General features: G+C 74.5%; 11 protein-coding genes. 4 read left to right on the forward strand and 7 right to left on the reverse strand.

The window, feature by feature from the left end:
• Positions 1-32 precede the first annotated feature (32 nt).
• The 3 genes from ACFU6K_RS03540 to ACFU6K_RS03550 form a co-directional block, all read right to left on the reverse strand.
• Positions 33-1,103, reverse strand: coding sequence for an RICIN domain-containing protein (locus ACFU6K_RS03540; protein WP_380660649.1), 1,071 nt, complete (start codon positions 1,101-1,103; stop codon positions 33-35).
• Between the two features lie 279 nt (positions 1,104-1,382).
• Positions 1,383-2,816, reverse strand: a complete 1,434-nt coding sequence (locus ACFU6K_RS03545; protein ID WP_380660650.1) for a M1 family metallopeptidase — start codon at positions 2,814-2,816, stop codon at positions 1,383-1,385.
• 26 nt (positions 2,817-2,842) lie between these two features.
• Positions 2,843-3,808 carry a M20/M25/M40 family metallo-hydrolase gene (locus tag ACFU6K_RS03550; RefSeq protein ID WP_380660651.1) on the reverse strand — a complete coding sequence of 322 codons (966 nt, stop codon included), beginning with the start codon at positions 3,806-3,808 and terminating at the stop codon, positions 2,843-2,845.
• Between the two features lie 142 nt (positions 3,809-3,950).
• Here ACFU6K_RS03550 and ACFU6K_RS03555 point away from each other — a divergent pair, with 142 nt between their 5' ends.
• From ACFU6K_RS03555 to ACFU6K_RS03565, 3 genes are all read left to right on the forward strand, one after another.
• Complete coding sequence (locus tag ACFU6K_RS03555) at positions 3,951-4,688, forward strand: response regulator transcription factor (RefSeq protein WP_380660652.1); 738 nt, start codon at positions 3,951-3,953, stop codon at positions 4,686-4,688.
• The gene (locus ACFU6K_RS03560; protein WP_380660653.1) at positions 4,678-6,597 is read left to right on the forward strand and encodes a sensor histidine kinase; all 1,920 of its coding nucleotides are present in this window, start codon (positions 4,678-4,680) and stop codon (positions 6,595-6,597) included. Before ACFU6K_RS03555 ends, ACFU6K_RS03560 begins: the two co-directional genes overlap by 11 nt.
• A gap of 131 nt (positions 6,598-6,728) precedes the next feature.
• A complete protein-coding gene (locus tag ACFU6K_RS03565; protein WP_380660654.1) occupies positions 6,729-8,006 on the forward strand; it encodes an alpha/beta hydrolase family protein in 1,278 nt (425 codons plus the stop codon).
• A 42-nt stretch (positions 8,007-8,048) separates the two neighbouring features.
• On the opposite strand, the gene ACFU6K_RS03570 is transcribed toward ACFU6K_RS03565, so the two are convergent.
• From ACFU6K_RS03570 to ACFU6K_RS03585, 4 genes are read right to left on the reverse strand one after another with little or no spacing between them, the layout of a single operon-like run.
• Positions 8,049-9,407, reverse strand: a complete 1,359-nt coding sequence (locus ACFU6K_RS03570; RefSeq protein WP_380660655.1) for a protein kinase — start codon at positions 9,405-9,407, stop codon at positions 8,049-8,051.
• A complete protein-coding gene (locus ACFU6K_RS03575) occupies positions 9,404-10,282 on the reverse strand; it encodes a tetratricopeptide repeat protein (RefSeq protein WP_380660656.1) in 879 nt (292 codons plus the stop codon). Before ACFU6K_RS03575 ends, ACFU6K_RS03570 begins: the two co-directional genes overlap by 4 nt.
• A 31-nt stretch (positions 10,283-10,313) precedes the next feature.
• Complete coding sequence (locus ACFU6K_RS03580; protein WP_380660657.1) at positions 10,314-13,652, reverse strand: WD40 repeat domain-containing serine/threonine protein kinase; 3,339 nt, start codon at positions 13,650-13,652, stop codon at positions 10,314-10,316.
• 1 nt (position 13,653) lies between these two features.
• The gene (locus tag ACFU6K_RS03585) at positions 13,654-14,259 is read right to left on the reverse strand and encodes a hypothetical protein (protein ID WP_380660658.1); all 606 of its coding nucleotides are present in this window, start codon (positions 14,257-14,259) and stop codon (positions 13,654-13,656) included.
• A 234-nt stretch (positions 14,260-14,493) separates the two neighbouring features.
• Between ACFU6K_RS03585 and ACFU6K_RS03590 the strand changes: the two genes are divergently transcribed.
• Positions 14,494-15,792 (forward strand): alpha/beta hydrolase, encoded by a 1,299-nt coding sequence (locus tag ACFU6K_RS03590; protein ID WP_380660660.1) that lies wholly within the window; start codon positions 14,494-14,496, stop codon positions 15,790-15,792.
• Positions 15,793-15,804 lie beyond the last annotated feature (12 nt).

Here is a 15,804-nt window from a genome sequence, read left to right on the forward strand (position 1 = left end):
CGCCTCAGGGACGCCTCATCAACGGAGCCCCGTCAGGGAAGACGCGGGACGGAGATCTTCTGGTTGGCGTTGTTCGAGCAGTCCCACAGCTGGAGCTTGCCGCCGTTGTAGTTGCCCCAGTCCTTCAGATCGAGGCACTTGTAACTGTTCAGGTTGACCAGGGAACCCTGGTAGTAGACCCACTGCTGCGCACCGGTGCCGTTGCAGTCGTAGATGCCGACCTGGGCCCCGTTGTCCTTGGAGGCGCCCCACACGTCGACGCACTTGTTCTGCGCGGTGAACGCGTACACGGAGTACCCGGTCGAGGTGGTGCCGAGCTTGTACGGGTACCACCACTGGTTGCCGCGGGTGTGGCAGTCCCACACCTGGAGCGCGGCACCGTTGTTGGCGTTGCCGTTGGGGATGTCCAGGCACCGGCTCATCACCTGGATCCGGTCACCCGGCGGGTCGTAGAACTCGACGGGGTGGCTGCCCGCCTTGAACCAGCCCGTCATCCGCCAGTTCCAGTAGCCGCCGTCCCCGGTGTGGTCGAACCGGCCCTCCCGGAAGACCCACACACCGAAGTACACGCCGTGGTAGTCGGCGGTGCCGTAGGACTGGGCGGACCAGGACGGGATCTGGTCGCCGCAGTGGGTGGCCAGGTTGCAGACCATGACGTTGTAGTGCTGGTTGCCGCCGTACCAGGCGGCGTTGGTCAGCCCCTCGATGTACGCCTCACGGTTCGCGTCGATCAGCGCCTGCTCCCGGACCTTGTCGAGGGCGTTGACCAGGTCGAAGGAGACGCTGAAACCCAGCCCCGACGAACTCAGCGCAGCGGGCCCGGACCCCTTGGTGGCCGGTCCGGCCTCGCCGGGCCCGGCCGTCCGCGGCTCCTGGGCGGCCGGCGGACCGACGGACCTACCGGCCGACGCGGTGCCACCGGCGGGCAGGACACCGAGTTCGGCGGCCGTCGGGAACCCCGGGTCGGCCTGCGCCGACGGCTTGCCGGCGACCGCCGACAGGGGCGCGGCGTCGGCGGCCTGAACGGTCGCGGGTGTGAGAAGCAGGGCGCAGGCGGCGACAGCCACCGCCAGTACGCGCCGAGGCAAGGATGCGGATCTCAACGGGACAACTCCTCGGAAGTCGGAACCGGGCGACGCCCGGCGGACCGCATCCTGTGCCCCTGCCCGTCCCACCCTCAACGAGCACCGGAGATCTGGGACGCTGGGACGGCCCACCACTCCTGACCTGCCGTCATTCGGCCTCCCTGGGACAAGTCCTGGGACGCGCCGCCCTCGACCTCGCCCGCACAGGCCGCACAGGCCGCACAGGCCGCACAGGCCGCACCCGGCCGCCCCACAACGCCGGAGGGGCTGTCCCCGCACGGGACAGCCCCTCGGCTGCTAACTGCCGGCCGGCGGGGTCAGGGTGCCCGGGTAGAGGTACTGCTTCGGGGGGATCGTCGTGCTGTGGGCCCAGGCGTCGAAGAAGCCCTTGAGGTCCTTGCCGGAGACCTTCGCCGCGAGGGCCTCGAACTGGGGGAAGGAGGCGTTGCCGTAGGCGTGGTCGGCGGTCCAGCGCTTGAGGGTGCCGAAGAACGCGTCGTCCCCGACGGTGCGCCGCAGGGCGTGCATCATCAGGGAGCCCTTGAAGTAGAGGGCCTGGGCGAGCTCCTTGCCCTGCCCGGGGTCGTACAGCTTGGTGGACCAGAACTCCGGCGTGTTCCTGTTCGCCTCGACCCCGGCGGCGTAGAAGGTGGTGTCGAGGTTCATGCCCCCGCGCTCCTCCCACAGCTGGTTGGCGTACTGGGCGACGCACTCGGCGATGCAGCCGTCGCGCCAGTCGGTGAACGAGACGCTGTCGCCGAACCACTGGTGGGAGATCTCGTGGACCGCCGCGGCGTCCCAGAGGTAGTTGGTGTAGGTGGGCCGGCCCTGGGTCTCCAGGTCGGCCGCGCCGGTGTTCGGGTCCTTGGGCCAGCTGCGGACGATGGCGCCCGCGGAGGAGAACGGGTACGGGCCGAACTTGGAGGCCAGGAAGGCGATGATCTCCGGCTGCTGGGCCTCGGTCGCCTTGGCCATGTCGTCGATCGGCACGTCCGGGCCGTAGGCGGTGATGACGGGCGTGCCGTCGGGAAGTTCCGCGCGGTGGACGGTGAACCTGTCGATGGCGACGGTGCCGAGGTAGGTCGCCATCGGCTTGTCCTCGCGCCAGCGGAAGGTCGTCCAGCCGTCCTTGCTGGTGGTCGGGCCGGGCAGGCCGTTGCCGATGGCCGTCCAGCCGTCGGGGACGGTCGCGGTGAGCGAGAAGGTGGCCTTGTCGGACGGGTGGTCGTTGGACGGGAACCAGGAGGTCGCCACGTGCGGCTCGCCCATCGCGTTGACGCCGCCGGACACCAGCTGGTGCCAGCCCTCGGGGTCGGGCTTGCCCGCGTACACGACCCGCACGGCGAAGGTGGCGCCGCCGGCCACCCGGCGGGCGGGCTCGATGTCCAGCTTGTGCGCGCCGGAGCGGGAGAACGACCTGGCGGGAGCGCCGTTCACGGTGACCGAGGCGACCTGGAAGCCCTTCAGGTCCAGGGAGAGGCGGTCCAGGGAGCGCAGGGCCCGGGCGGTGACGGTGGTGTCGCCGTTCAACCGGTCGGGGTGCGCCGGGTCGTAGGCGATCCGGACGTCGTAGTTCGCCACGTCGTAGCCGGTGTTGCCGTCCTCGGGGTAGTACGGGTCCCCGATGCCGACCGCTCCCGCGGGGGCGGCGGTCAGGGCGACGCCGAGGGCGGTGGCGGCCGCGACCAGGGCGGTGGCCTTGCGGCGGTGGCGGCTCAGTGGTGCGCGCATCTGTGGCTCCTGGAGGCGACGGGTGGTCAGGACCGGGCGGGGGCGGGGGCGGAGCCGGTGGCGGGGGTGGAGGCGGTGGCGAACTGCCACACCACGCCGATCAGGGCGTTGGTGCTGGTCGCCTGCGTCGCGGGGTCGACGTTGGCGAGGTTGTCGCACGCGCTGTGGAGGCAGTCCGAGACGCCGCTGCTGAAGCCGGACGTCGGGATGCCGGCGTTCCCGAACGACTCGGTGTCGGAGCTGTCCAGCGGGATGTCGAAGGTGGCGAGGCCCCGGCTGCTGAACCAGTTCTCGAAGGCGTTGAAGGCCGCGGTCCCACCGTTCTTCTCGTCCTTCACCACGAGGTACTGCTGGAGGTTCCTGCTGCCCGCCTGGTCGAGGTTGAGGTACAGGTCGATGGCCTTGCGGTCGTCGGCGGACAGGTTCTTGACGTAGTCCGCCGAGCCGACCAGCCCCGCCTCCTCGGCTCCCCACCAGGCGAAGCGCAGGTGCCGCTCGGGCTTCAGCCCGGCCTTGGCGACCTGGAGGGCGGTGGTCAGGACGGCCGCCGAGCCGGAGCCGTTGTCGTTGATCCCCGGGCCCATCGGGACGCTGTCCAGGTGGGCGCCGGAGAGCAGCACGTGGTTCGGGTCGCCGCCCGGCCAGTCGGCGATCAGGTTGTAGCCGTCCTTGCCGTCGTGGGAGAAGCGGCGCAGCTGCGTCCGGAAGCCGGCCCGGTCCAGCGCCCGCTTCACGTACGCCACCGACTCCGCGTACCCCCGGGTGCCGTGCGCGCGGTTGCCGCCGTTGTGGTCCGCGATCCGTTGCAGGGCCTGGAGGTGCGGCATCACCTCCGCCGCCGTGACGGTGGGCGCGACGGGGGCCCCGGCCGTGGCCGCGGCGGGGGCCGGCCCCTGGGTGGCGGCCGTCGCCGCGACGGCGGGGACGGTGGAGAGCAGCAGGGCCGCCCCGAGGGCACGGGCGGTGAGGGACACCGGACGGGAGGAGGGCATCAGGCGGGCGCCTTTCGCGGAGGGTCCGGGGCACCTGCCCCGGCGGACTCCCCCCACCCTGGTCCGGAGATCTCAGGAACTTGTCGGGAGGCCGTCCCGAACCGGTGGGGGCGCCTTCTGACGGCGCTTTACGATCATGCTCATGTGCGCACACGTCGTGGTTGCCGAGGACGATCCCAAGCAGGCCGACCTGGTCCGGCTGTACCTGGAGCGGGAGGGTCATCGCGTCATCGTCGTCCACGACGGCCGCGCCGCGCTGGAGGAGGCCCGCCGCGGCCCGACCCAGCTCCTGGTGCTCGACGTGATGATGCCCGTCATGGACGGGCTCGACGTCTGCCGCGCCCTGCGCGTCGAATCCGCCGTCCCGGTGCTGATGCTGACCGCCCGCACCGCCGAGGAGGACCTGCTGCTCGGCCTCGACCTCGGCGCCGACGACTACCTCACCAAGCCCTACAGCCCCCGGGAACTCGTCGCCCGGGTCCGCGCCCTGCTGCGCCGCGGCTCCCGGCCGCTACCCCAGGACGCGTCCCCTACAACGACAACGCCGACCCCACCGCCGCCGGCCGTGCTGACCGCCGGAGCCCTCACCGTCGACCCGCTGCGCCACGAGATCACCGCCGACGGACGGCCCGTCAGCTGCACCCCCGGCGAGTTCCGGCTGCTGGAGGTGCTGGCCGCCCAGCCCGGCCGGGTCTTCACCCGTGCCCAGCTGCTGGAGCACCTGCACGGCATCGACCGGTACATCACCACCCGGACCGTCGACACCCACGTGATGAACCTGCGCCGCAAGATCGAACCCCAACCACGGCGCCCCACCCGCCTCCTGACGGTCTACGGCATCGGCTACAAGCTCGCCGAGGAGCCGCACGGTGCGTCGTGACGCCCCTCCCCGCCGGACGCTGCTGCTCCGGCTGCTCGCCCTCTCCGCCCTGGTCTCGCTCTGCTCCATCGCCGCGACGGCCTGGCTGACGGCCCGCACCACGACCGGCGCGATCCGGCAGGAGCAGCACCAGGTCCTCGCGGACCAGGTCCGGATCTACCACGAACTGCTCGGCTACGCGGCGACCCACCCCGACTGGACCGGCGCGGAGCCGACCGTACGGAGGCTCGCCGCCGACACCGGGCAACGCATCCTGCTCGCCACGCCGCGCTTCGAGCCGGTCATCGACTCGGCTACCGCCACCCCCGCCGCGGCCCCCTCGGCCACCGCCCCGGACACCGCCGCGGCCCCCTCGGCCACCGCCCCGGACACCGCCGCCGGCCGAACAGCCCTGCCCCGTACGCCCACCAGCACCGTCGACCCGCTCTCGGTCGACCTCGCCATGCTGCCCGACGCCCCCGCCGACCGGATCGACGCCCGCGCCGTGGGCCCGTTCCGGATGACGGCCGCCGAACGCGCCGCCATGGAGGAGGCCGCACGGAACCGGGCCGACTGCCTGCGGTCGGCCCTGGGCGTCGAGGCGACCGTCACCGACGACGCCGCCGGACACCCCGTGGTGAACGTCCCCGGCGGCCAGGCCCCCGGTGCGCGCTGCGCGTCGCCGCAGGTGCTGGACGCCCCGACCGGAACCGAGAGCGCCGCTCTCGCCGACCTCACCGGGCTGGTCAACGCCTGCCTGGAGCGCCAGCGGATCCGGCCCGTCCAGCTGTCCCTGTCGCTGCGGTGGGCCCCGTCCCGCGACCGGGAGCAGGACCAGGTGGTCTCCGCCTGCCTCGCCAACTCCCGTCGCCAGCAGCTCGTCCGGTACGTGGCACCGCCCGTGCTGCTGTTCGTCGGTGCGCCCGGCGGGACGGCGGAGCCGGCCCCCGTCCTGTCGGCACCCCACCGCGGGCGGGTCGCCGAGGTCGCCGCGCTGGTGCTGGCGGTCACCGTGGCGATCACCACGGCGGTCGGACTGCGGCTCTCCCGACCGCTGAACGCCCTCACCCGCGCCGCCCGGCGGATGGCCGACGGGGACCTCTCCGCCCGGGTGACCACGACCGGCCGGGACGAGATCGCCGGGCTCGCCGCCGCCTTCAACGCCATGGCGGAGCGCCGCGAACAGCTGGAGGAGCTGCGCCGGGCGATGGTCGGCGACATCGCGCACGAGCTGCGGACCCCGCTGAGCAACATCCGCGGCTGGCTGGAGGCCGTCGAGGACGGCGTCGTCACCGCCGACGGCGCCCTGACGGGTTCGCTGCTGGAGGAGGCCCTGCTGCTCCAGCACCTGATCGACGACCTGCGGGACCTCGCCGCCGCCGACGCCGGCGAACTCGCCCTGCACCGCGAGCCCGTGGACGCCGAGGACCTGCTGGCCCAGGCCGCCACCGCGCACGGCGCCCTGGCGCAGGCGTCGGGCGTGACCCTGGTCGTCGACGCGGACGAGGCCGCGGCCGGGTGCGAGCTGTCCGCCGACCCGGTGCGCCTGCGCCAGATGGTGGGCAACCTGGTGGCCAACGCGGTCCGCCACACCCCGGCGGGCGGCACGGTCACCCTGCGGACCCGTCCGGCGGCCCACGCCCTGCTCATCGAGGTCGCCGACACCGGCAACGGCATCGCCGCGGCGGACCTGCCCCTGGTCTTCGAGCGGTTCTGGCGGGCCGAGAAGTCCCGCAACCGCCAGAGCGGCGGCAGCGGCCTCGGCCTCGCCATCGTCCGCAAACTCGCCGAGCTCCACGGCGGCGCCGTCCACGCGGCCAGCACCCCCGGCACCGGCTCGGTGTTCACCGTCCGCCTCCCCCTCACTGCGACCACCCCACCGGAGGCCCCCGGCAGCCGGCGGAACGGCGGGAACCGAGGAAGCACCTGACGCGCCGAGCGCCGTCATACCGGGGTACCACTGGGGACTTGGCACCCCTGTATGACGGTTTCCGCCCCTCCTCGCCCGTACCGTCGCCCGTGTCGGAAGCGACGACGGAAACCGAACGAGGAGGAACGGCGATGAGCGGGCGAGGACGGGCCGTGGCGGCGGTGCTGCTGGCGGCGACGGTGACGTCGGGCGTGGTCGGCGCACCGGGCGCGGTGGCGGCGCCGGGGCCGGGCACCGGGCAGCAGGCCAGGGCGTCGCTGCCGCGGCCCACCGGGCCGTACCCGATCGGCACGACGTCCCTGCGGCTCACGGACGACCGCCGGGACGACCCCTGGAAGCCCGGGCAGCACCGCAAGCTGATGATCAGCCTCTGGTACCCGACCACCCGGGCCGCCACCGACGACGACCGCGCGCCGTACATGGTCCCCGCCGCCGCCGAGCACTTCGGCAGCGCCGGGAGCGTCGGCCAGAGCGACTACCGCTTCGAGGCCGGCCGCACCGACTGGGCGGGCATCCGCACCCACGCCCGCGCCGACGCGCCCGCCCTCCCCGGCGGCAAGCGGCCCGTCGTGCTGTACTCGGCGGGCTTCGGCGACCCGCGCACCTGGGGCACCGGCCTGGTGGAGGACCTCGCCTCGCGCGGCTACGTCGTCGTCACCGTCGACCACACCTACGAGGCCTCCGAAGTCGCCTTCCCCGACGGGGACCTCGCCACCTCCGTCTTCCCCGCGCTGCTGGCCCAGCCCGACCTCGACGTGGGCGCCCTGCTGCGCAGGATGCTGCAGAGCCGGGTCGACGACACCCGCTTCGTCCTGGACCGGCTCGCCGGGCTGCGCCAGGACGAGCGGCTGCCGGCCGGCCTCGCCGCCTCCCTCGACCTCGACCGGATCGGCATGGTCGGCCACTCCGGGGGCGGCTCCGCGGCCCTCCAGACCATGCACGACGATCCGCGCCTCAAGGCCGGCGTCAACCTCGACGGCCAGCTGCACTTCTCCGGCCCGGACGGTACCGGAGTCCGACTGCCCCTGCCCACCGCCGCCGAGGACGGCCTCACCCGGCCCTTCCTGCTCATGGGCACCCAGGACCCCGCCTCCGGCAGCTACCACCGGCAGCCCGGCTGGGACGCCCTGTGGCAGCACAGCACCGGCTGGCACGCCGACGTGACCCTCACCGGCTCCCGCCACGGCTCCTACACCGACGCGCAGTCCCTGCTGCCCCAGCTCGCCCGCCAGGGCGCGATCAGCGGAACGGACCTGACCGACGCCGTCGGCGACGTTCCCCCGGACCGCGCGGTGCCGGCCACCCGCTCGTACGTCGCGTCGTTCTTCGACCGCTGGCTGCGCGGCCACGACGACCACCTCCTGGACGGCCCGTCGCCGCGCTTCCCCGAGATGGTCTACGAGCGGTAGCCCGCGCCCGGCGGCCTCCTCGGGCGGCGATGGTGACGCCGCTCAGAGCGTCTCCCGGAGCGCGGCGGCGAAGGCGGCGGCGTCCGGGAAGCCGATCGCCGGCTGCTCGCGGAGGGCCTGGTCGACCACCTCGGCGAGGCGGTGCGGGAGGTGCGGGGCCGCCTCGCGCAGCGGGGTGGCGGGGGTCTGGAGGACCACCTGCCACGGGTCGGCGCCGGGCGGGAAGGGGCGGGGGTAGCGGCCGGTCAGCATCCTGTAGAGGCAGGCGGCCAGTCCCCAGACATCGACCTCCGGGGTGGCGTAGCGGAAGTTGACGACCTGTTGGCGGGGCATGCAGGAGGGCTTGCCGGCCGTGGTGCCGGTGCGGGTCAGGCCGCTCAGGCCCGCCTGGTCGAAGGCCTTGGCCAGGCCGAAGTCCGCCACCTTCGCCAGCGGTTCGCCCTCCGGCCCGCGGTCGAGCAGCAGGTTGCCCGGGCTGAGGTCGCGGTGCACGACGCCGGCCGCGTGGGCGTGGGCCAGTCCCGCCAGCGCCTGAAGGGCGAGCGGTACGGCCTCGTCCGCCGGCAGTCGCCCGCCGCGCCGGCCCAGCAGGTCCTCCACGCTGCCGTCACGGCAGTATTCGAGGGTGAAGAAGAAGGTGCCGCCGGCGAATCCGACGTCGTGCAGGGTGACGATGTTCGGGTGGTGCAGGGTCCGGGTGACGGCGACCTCGCGCAGGAACAGGGCCCGCGCCCGCGTGCTCGCCGCCACCTTGGGCAGCATCAGTTTCAGCGCCACCTCCCGGCCGGTCCCCCGGTGGCGGGCCAGGTGGACGGTGCCCATCCCGCCACGGCCGAGCTGGGTCGACAGCTCGTAGTCGGCGAGCGAGGCGACGGCCCCGCCGCCCTGGCGGGCCAGGGCGAGCAGTTGCCGCAGCACCATGCCGGGCTCGGCCCGGCAGGTCGCGCAGACGTAGGTGCCGTCCCGGCCGTCGGCCTCGCCCGCCGTGTCCCGGCCGCAGGCGGCGCAGCGGGCCGGTCGCAGGCGCAGGGTGGGGGCGGACCGGCCGACCCGGAAGACGGTGTCGCCGATCCGGATCTCGTCGCCGTCGGCCAGGTCGTGCTCGGGGAGGTCGAGTGCCGCGCCCTCCTCCGGGCTCTGGTGCCGGGCGCGCTGGCCGATCTTCCTCCCGTTGACGTACGTCCCGTTGAGGCTGCCGAAGTCGCGGATCCGGATGTCGGGCGGGTTGATGTCGAGCAGGCAGTGGTGCCGGGAGACGGTGCGGTGGCGCTCGTCGTCCGGCAGCCGCGGCATGCACTCGGCGGCCCGGCCGAGCAGGCAGGTGGTGCGCTCGGTGAAGACGTACTCGCTGCCGGCCCGAGGGCCGCGCACCTGGTGCAGGACGACGGTGGCCTCGCTCATGCGTGCCGCCCCGGGCCCTGTACCGCCATGCGCGCCAGGTGACTCCGTGCCTTCGCCGATCCCAGTCGGGCGGCCTGCCGGTACCACTCGGCGGCCCGCTCGGGCGAGCCGGCCTCCAGCAGTTCGCCGAGGTTGAGCATGCCCATCGGCTCACCCGCCTCGGCCGAGCGACGGAACCACGTCTCCGCCTCGGCCACCCGGTCGCTGTGGCGCAGGATGGTGCCCAGGTTGTTCATCGCCTGCGGGTGGCCCTCGTCGGCGGCCCGCCGGTACCAGAGTTCGGCCTCGGGCTCGCGGTCGGCCCCCTGCACCAGGTACGCCAGCGAGTACATCGCCTCCGCGTTCTTCTTGTCGGCGGCGGCCCGCAGCCACCTCTCCGCCTCGGCGGTGCGGCCCGCCTCGGACAGCAGCACGCCCAGGATGTACGCGGCCTGGGCCTCGCCCTGTTCCGCCGCTCCGCGGAACCACCGCTCGGCGTCGGCCAGGCGGTTCTCGTCGACGGCGCGGAAGCCCGCGCCGACCATGGCGGGAGCGCAGTCGAGCTCGGCGGCGCGCTGCTGCCAGGACGCGGCCTCGGCGGCCCGGCCGGCCTTCCCCAGCACCACGGACAGGTTGTGCATGGCCAGCGGTTCGCCGAGCTCGGCGGCGCGGCGGAACTGCTGCTCGGCCTCGGCGGTACGGCCCTCGTCGAGCAGCCGGGCCCCCAGGCGGATCAGGGCGTCGGCATCGCCGGACCGTGCCTGCCGCTCCTGCCGGGCGTCCCGGCTGTCCAGCCCCGGATCGCCGCTCAGCTCCATGATCGCCCGGGTCAGCGGCGCCAGGTCACCCCCGGCCTTCGCGGAGGCCTTCTTGTTGCGCTTACGGCCGAACCACACGATGGCCTCTCCTCTCTCCTCGGCGCTTCCGTCATGATTCCTGACGAATCGCCAGTTCCCAGTCCAAGTGCCAGAGTTGAACGGAACCGTCACTTCGGACGCACACCGCCGAGCCGCCGTCCGGGCCCGGCTCGACCCCGGAGAATCCGGCCGGACGACCGGCCAGCACCCGCAGGCAGCGGCCGGTGCCGAGCTCCCACACCCGCAGCGCGAGGTCATCCTTGCCGAGCGAGAGCACGAACCGCCCGTCCGGGCTCGGTCGGAGCGCCCCGGTACCGCCCGGCTGGTCGTCGAGGACCCGCAGGCAGGCCCCGGTGCGCAGGTCCCAGACCCGGATCGCGCGATCCTGGCCGCAGCCGGAGAGCAGCAGTCCGCGGTCGGCGTCGACCAGCAGCTCGGTCACCTCGGCGGTGTGGCCGTGGAACTCCCGCAGGCGGCGGCCGGCGGGGACGTCCCAGAGCCGGATGGAGTGGTTCGGGCCCGCGGTGACGGCGGTGCTCCCGTGGGGGGAGAGCCAGAGCGCGGGCCCCCAGAGGTCGGGCCCCCGACCGTGGTCGCCCTTCAGGGTCTGGCGACAGGCGCCGGTGGCCGTCTCGAACAGCCGGATCCCGTCGTCGGCGCCGCGGGCCAGGACGAGCCGCCCGTCCGCGCTGAACCAGGCGGTCCCCGCGCCCAGGGCGAGCCGGGCCGAGGTGAGGCGGGCACCGGTCGCCGCGGACCAGGAGCCCAGGGTCCCGTCGCCGGCCGCGAACAGCACCGTCTGACCGTCACCGGTGAATCCGAGCTTCCCGTGCACCCTCGACAGGCCCTCGATCAGCGGCCCGCGCTCGCCGGTCCCCACATCGACCAACTGGATGCCCCCGGAATCGGCCACCTGAATGTCCCCGGACACCCGGACCGCCGCTATCCGGCCGTCCGGTGCCAGGGCGGGCGCGCCCCAGGCGCCGTCGTACAGCACCCGGGCCGGCCAGGCCGCCCGCAGTCCGGTCCGGACCACCCGCCGGTCGCGGGCCAGCTCCTGCCAGGCGGTGAGCACCCGGGGATCGCGCTCGTGACCGGGAAGGGCCCGGGCGCGGGTGAGCAGGTCGAGGGCGGCGGCGCACCGGCCGGCCGCGTGCTCGCGCCCGGCCCGCTCGACCAGCGCGGCCAGCCGGCTGCTCAGGTCGTCCAGTTCGGCGTGCCGACGGGGGCGGCTGAGCCGGGCCGCGGCCGGGCGGGGCTCGGGCAGCGGCCAGCGCCGGGCGGTGCCGTCCCGCCCGGCGGAGAGCAGGTGCCTGCCGTCGTCCAGGAACACCACGGCGTCGACGCGGCCCCGGTGTCCGCGGAAGGTGCGCAGGCACCGGCCGGTGCCCGGCTCCCAGAGGCGGACCGCCCCATCCAGGCCCCCGCCGGCCAGCAACCGTCCGTCGGGGCTCAGGGCGAGGCGGTGCCCGGCGCCGTGTCCGGCGCCGATCTCCGCGTCGAGACCCGGGCCGTGCACCCGGACCCGGTCGCCGACGGCGGCGGCCACCGTGCGGCCGTCCCGGCTGAGGCAGAACGGTTCGTGCGTGTAGCGGCGTTCCAGCAGCGGGGTCCGTTCCGGGGCGCCGCCCGGATCACGGACCGAGAGCACTCCCTCGGGGCCGTCGAAGACCAGCAGCCGGCCGTCTGCCGTCGCCTCGACGGTGCCGCCCGAGAAGCCGTCCAGGATGAAGCGGGCCCGGCCGGTCGTCAGCTCCCAGCCCAGGACCGTACCGTCGCTGGTGCCCCCGACCACCAGGCCCGCCTCGGCGAGCAGCCGCAGCGGGCGGACGGTGGTGCTGCCGGACCGGTAGTACGGGGTGAAGACCCGCAGGCAGCGGCCGTCGCCGAGGTCGAAGAGCCGGACCAGGCCGTCGGAGCCGACGCCCACCGCCCACCGCCCGGCGGCGTCGAGGTCCACCGAGTGCCGAAGCTCGTCCAGCTCCCGCAGGCACCGGCCGGTGGCCACCTCCCAGAGCTTCACGGCGCCGTCGCAGGCCGTGAGCGCCAGGCGCCCGTCGGGGGTGGGCCGGATCTCGATGTCGGGTGCCGACCGCCGGGTCCGGGCACCATCCCAGGGCGAATCCGTCCAGCGCTCGTACACGTACCAGGGCACGGTCCAGCTGGTCGGCTCGGCGCCGGGGCCGGGACCGGCCGCACCGCGTTCGCGCTGCACCGCGTCGATCAGCGGCCCCACCCGCGCGGCGTCGCCGTCGCCCGCCCTGGTCGCGTCCAGGGCGGCGATCAGGTCCTCGTCGGTGAGGCCGCCCTGCCGCCAGCGCATCAGGCCGGAGTTGTAGGTGGCCTCCGGGTGGCGCGGGTCGGCGGCCAGGGCCGCGTCGAAGGCCGCTTCGGCCTCCGGTGCGCGGCCCAGGTCCAGCATCGAGACGGCCCGGTTGTTGAGCTCGTCGGCGCGCAGCTCGGCCTCGCGCGGCCGGCCGCCGTCGATCGCCCGGCCCGTCAACCGAAGGTGGATGTCGGCGAGTTCGTCGGCCACCTCGGCCATCGAGGCGGGCCGGTCGGCGGGCCGCTCGCGCAGGCAGCGGGCCAGCAGCTCGGCGACCGGCTCCGGTAGCGGCGGTGGGCCGTCCGCTCCCGGACGCCCGGTCGGGCCGTACGACCCGGGCCCCCGACCGGCGCCCGACCGGTAGGAGGCCAACGCCTCGCCGACCACCGGGCCCATCAGCCAGGTCACCTCGCCGGTGAACATCTCCACCACCGACACCGCGAAGCTGTAGAGGTCGGTGCGGTGGTCCAGCGGCTCGCGCCTGGCCTGCTCGGGCGAGGCGTACGCCATGGTCATCCCGCCGCCGGACACCCGCCCGCCGCCGCCCGTGGCGCGCGCCTGGGCCAGCCCGAAGTCGGTGACCTTGGCGGTGCCGTCCAGGTCCAGCAGGACGTTGGCGGGCTTGACGTCCTGGTGCACCAGGCCGCGTTCGTGCGCGTGCCGCAGCCCCCAGGCGGTCTCCACCGCCAGGCGCAGGATGCGGGCCGTCGACTCGGCGGGGCCGCCCGCGTAGATCCGCCGGTCGTCGATCCACTCCCGCAGGCTGCCACCCGGCAGGTACTCGGCGAAGACCCGGGGCAGCCCGTCCAGGACGCGGACGTAGTGGCAGCCGCAGACGTGCGGGTGCAGGCCGAGCGACACCCAGGTCTCGGCCTCGCGGACGAACCGCTCCTGCTGCTCCGGCGTGCCGAACAGTTCGGGGCGCGGGCACTTCACCGCCAGGTCGACGCCCCACTCCAGGTGCCGCACCCGGTAGACCACGCCCATGCCGCCCTCGGTGTGCACCCGCAGCACCCGGTACTGGTCGGCGACCACCTCGCCGACCGACCAGGGCGCCGGCACCTCGACGGCCGGTCCGGGCACCTCAGGCGGCCCGGTAGGGCGGCAGCGCGGCGAACCCCGGCGCCACCACGGCGGTCCGGCACACCGTCCGGGCCCAGGCCCGGGCCAGCGAGAGGGCGTGCCTCGGGAACATCGGGTCCCAGTCGGCGTCGTGGCTGCGCTCGTACGGCAGCTCCGGGTCGTACGGGTGGCCGCCGCTGTCCCTCCCCCCGGGGTCGAGCTTGAGCCGCACCAGGGACTCGCGCATGCCGGTCGTGCCCCACTCCTGGAACTGGCCGGTCAGCACGGCGGTGGCGGTCGCCCTGGCGAGCAGGAACGAGCCCCGGAACCGGAAGCCGGTGCTGGAGTGGGGCAGCCGTTCGGACACCAGGGTGTAGAGCGCCGGAACACCGTCCAGCGACACCGCGGCCGCCTCCAGCAGCGATCCGCCGGCCGCGGCGTGGCCGCGCGCCAGGGTCACCCGCAGCGCCTCGATCCCGTCCAGCCAGACGGGGGCGGGCGGCAGCGCCTCGCGCACGCTCAGCACCACCACGTCGTTCCAGGTGTCCGGGACGAACCACCGGCCTTCGTCGAGCGGTTCGAGGCCGACGGTGTCGAAGGCCAGCGGGAGCGGAGTTGATGGGGACACGATCGGAAGCTAGCACGCGGCCCTGTCAAGCGTCAGGTGCGCTGCGATTTCTGATACTTCCTCAGATCCGTCCCGGTACGTGTTCGTGACAGTGGCCCGGTCCGGCACCGGACCTGCGCGAACCGCCCGCGCGCGGCCGTCCAGGACCTATGATGCGACCGACCCGGTTCGACACCCGTTGTCACGCCTGACCGGGTCCGTCGTGAACGAGCCGACTGGGGGACGATGGTGGACATGTGGGAGGTGCTGGAGCCGGCCGTCGCCCGGGTCTGGCCGAAGGTGCCCGACAGCCTGTCCGAAGCCGAGCGCGAGCGCCTGGAGGCGGAGGTCCTGGTGGCGCTGCGCGCCCTGGAGGCCGCGCGCGACCGTACGCCGTCAGCCGGGGTCGATCCCGTCGAGGAGGCCGCCCAGGCGGTGGCGGCCGCCTTCGAGGCGTACCCGCCGCTGGGCGACCTCCTCGTCGCCGAGTTCGACGCCCTGGTCGACGGCCAGGAGCGCTTCGGCCCGGACGCTCCCCCGCCCTCCTGGGGCACGGCGCTGCGCTCGCTGCTCGTCCCCGTCCTCTACGCCACCGACCGCGCGCCGGCCCCCGGGGGCGGCACCAGCGCGGCCTACGGCGGCGACCGCGGCCAACTGTCGTACGGGCAGGCCCTGGTGAACGTCCCCGACGACCACCGCATCGGCGCCGTCGAGAAGCCCCGCTGGTGGCGGCTGCGGTTCCGCACCGACCCGGCCCGGGACACCCGGCTCGGCGACGTCAGCCCGCTCACCGCCGCCGGGTTCGCCGAGCGGGCCCGGGGCCACCACCTCCCCGGGGACGGCGAAACCCCCCGATCGGCACTGGTGTTCGTGCACGGCTACAACGTCTCCTTCGCCGACGCCGCCGTCCGCGCCGCCCAGATCGCCTACGACCTGAACTTCACCGGCCTCCCCATGCTGTACAGCTGGCCGTCCAAGGCCTCCGTCACCGACTACGCGGCCGACGGCAACGCCGCCCGCCGGGCCGTCCCGTACTTCCAGGAGTTCCTGCGGCACGTGCTGACGGACACCGGCGTCGACGAACTGCACCTCGTCGCCCACAGCATGGGCAACCGGGTGGTCCTCGACGCGCTGGCCGACCTGGACACCACCGCGCTCCCCGAGGGCGCGGGCCGGCTCGGGCAGGTCGTCTTCACCGCGCCCGACGTCGACGCCGAGGTGTTCCGCCAGCTCGTGCCCCGGATCGTCCGCCAGGCGCGCGGCTGCACCCTCTACGTCTCCGCCAACGACCGCGCGCTCGCCGCCTCCCGCCTCCTCGCCGAACACCCCCGGGCGGGCCAGGCCGGACCGGCCGTGGTGGTCGCGCCCGGCCTGGACACCGTCGACGTCTCCGGCCTCGACACCGGCCTCATGGGCCACTCCTACCCGGGCGACCACCGCTCCGTCCTCTCCGACCTGTACGGGCTGCTGCGCCACGGCCACCGGCCGTCCCAGCGCTACGGGCTGGCCCGGATCCCGCACCAGGACGGCGCGTACTGGGCGTTCCAGCCGTAAACCGCCCACCAG

Source organism: Kitasatospora sp. NPDC057512 (genome assembly GCF_042802135.1).
In the GTDB taxonomy this organism is placed as follows: Bacteria; Actinomycetota; Actinomycetes; order Streptomycetales; family Streptomycetaceae; genus Kitasatospora.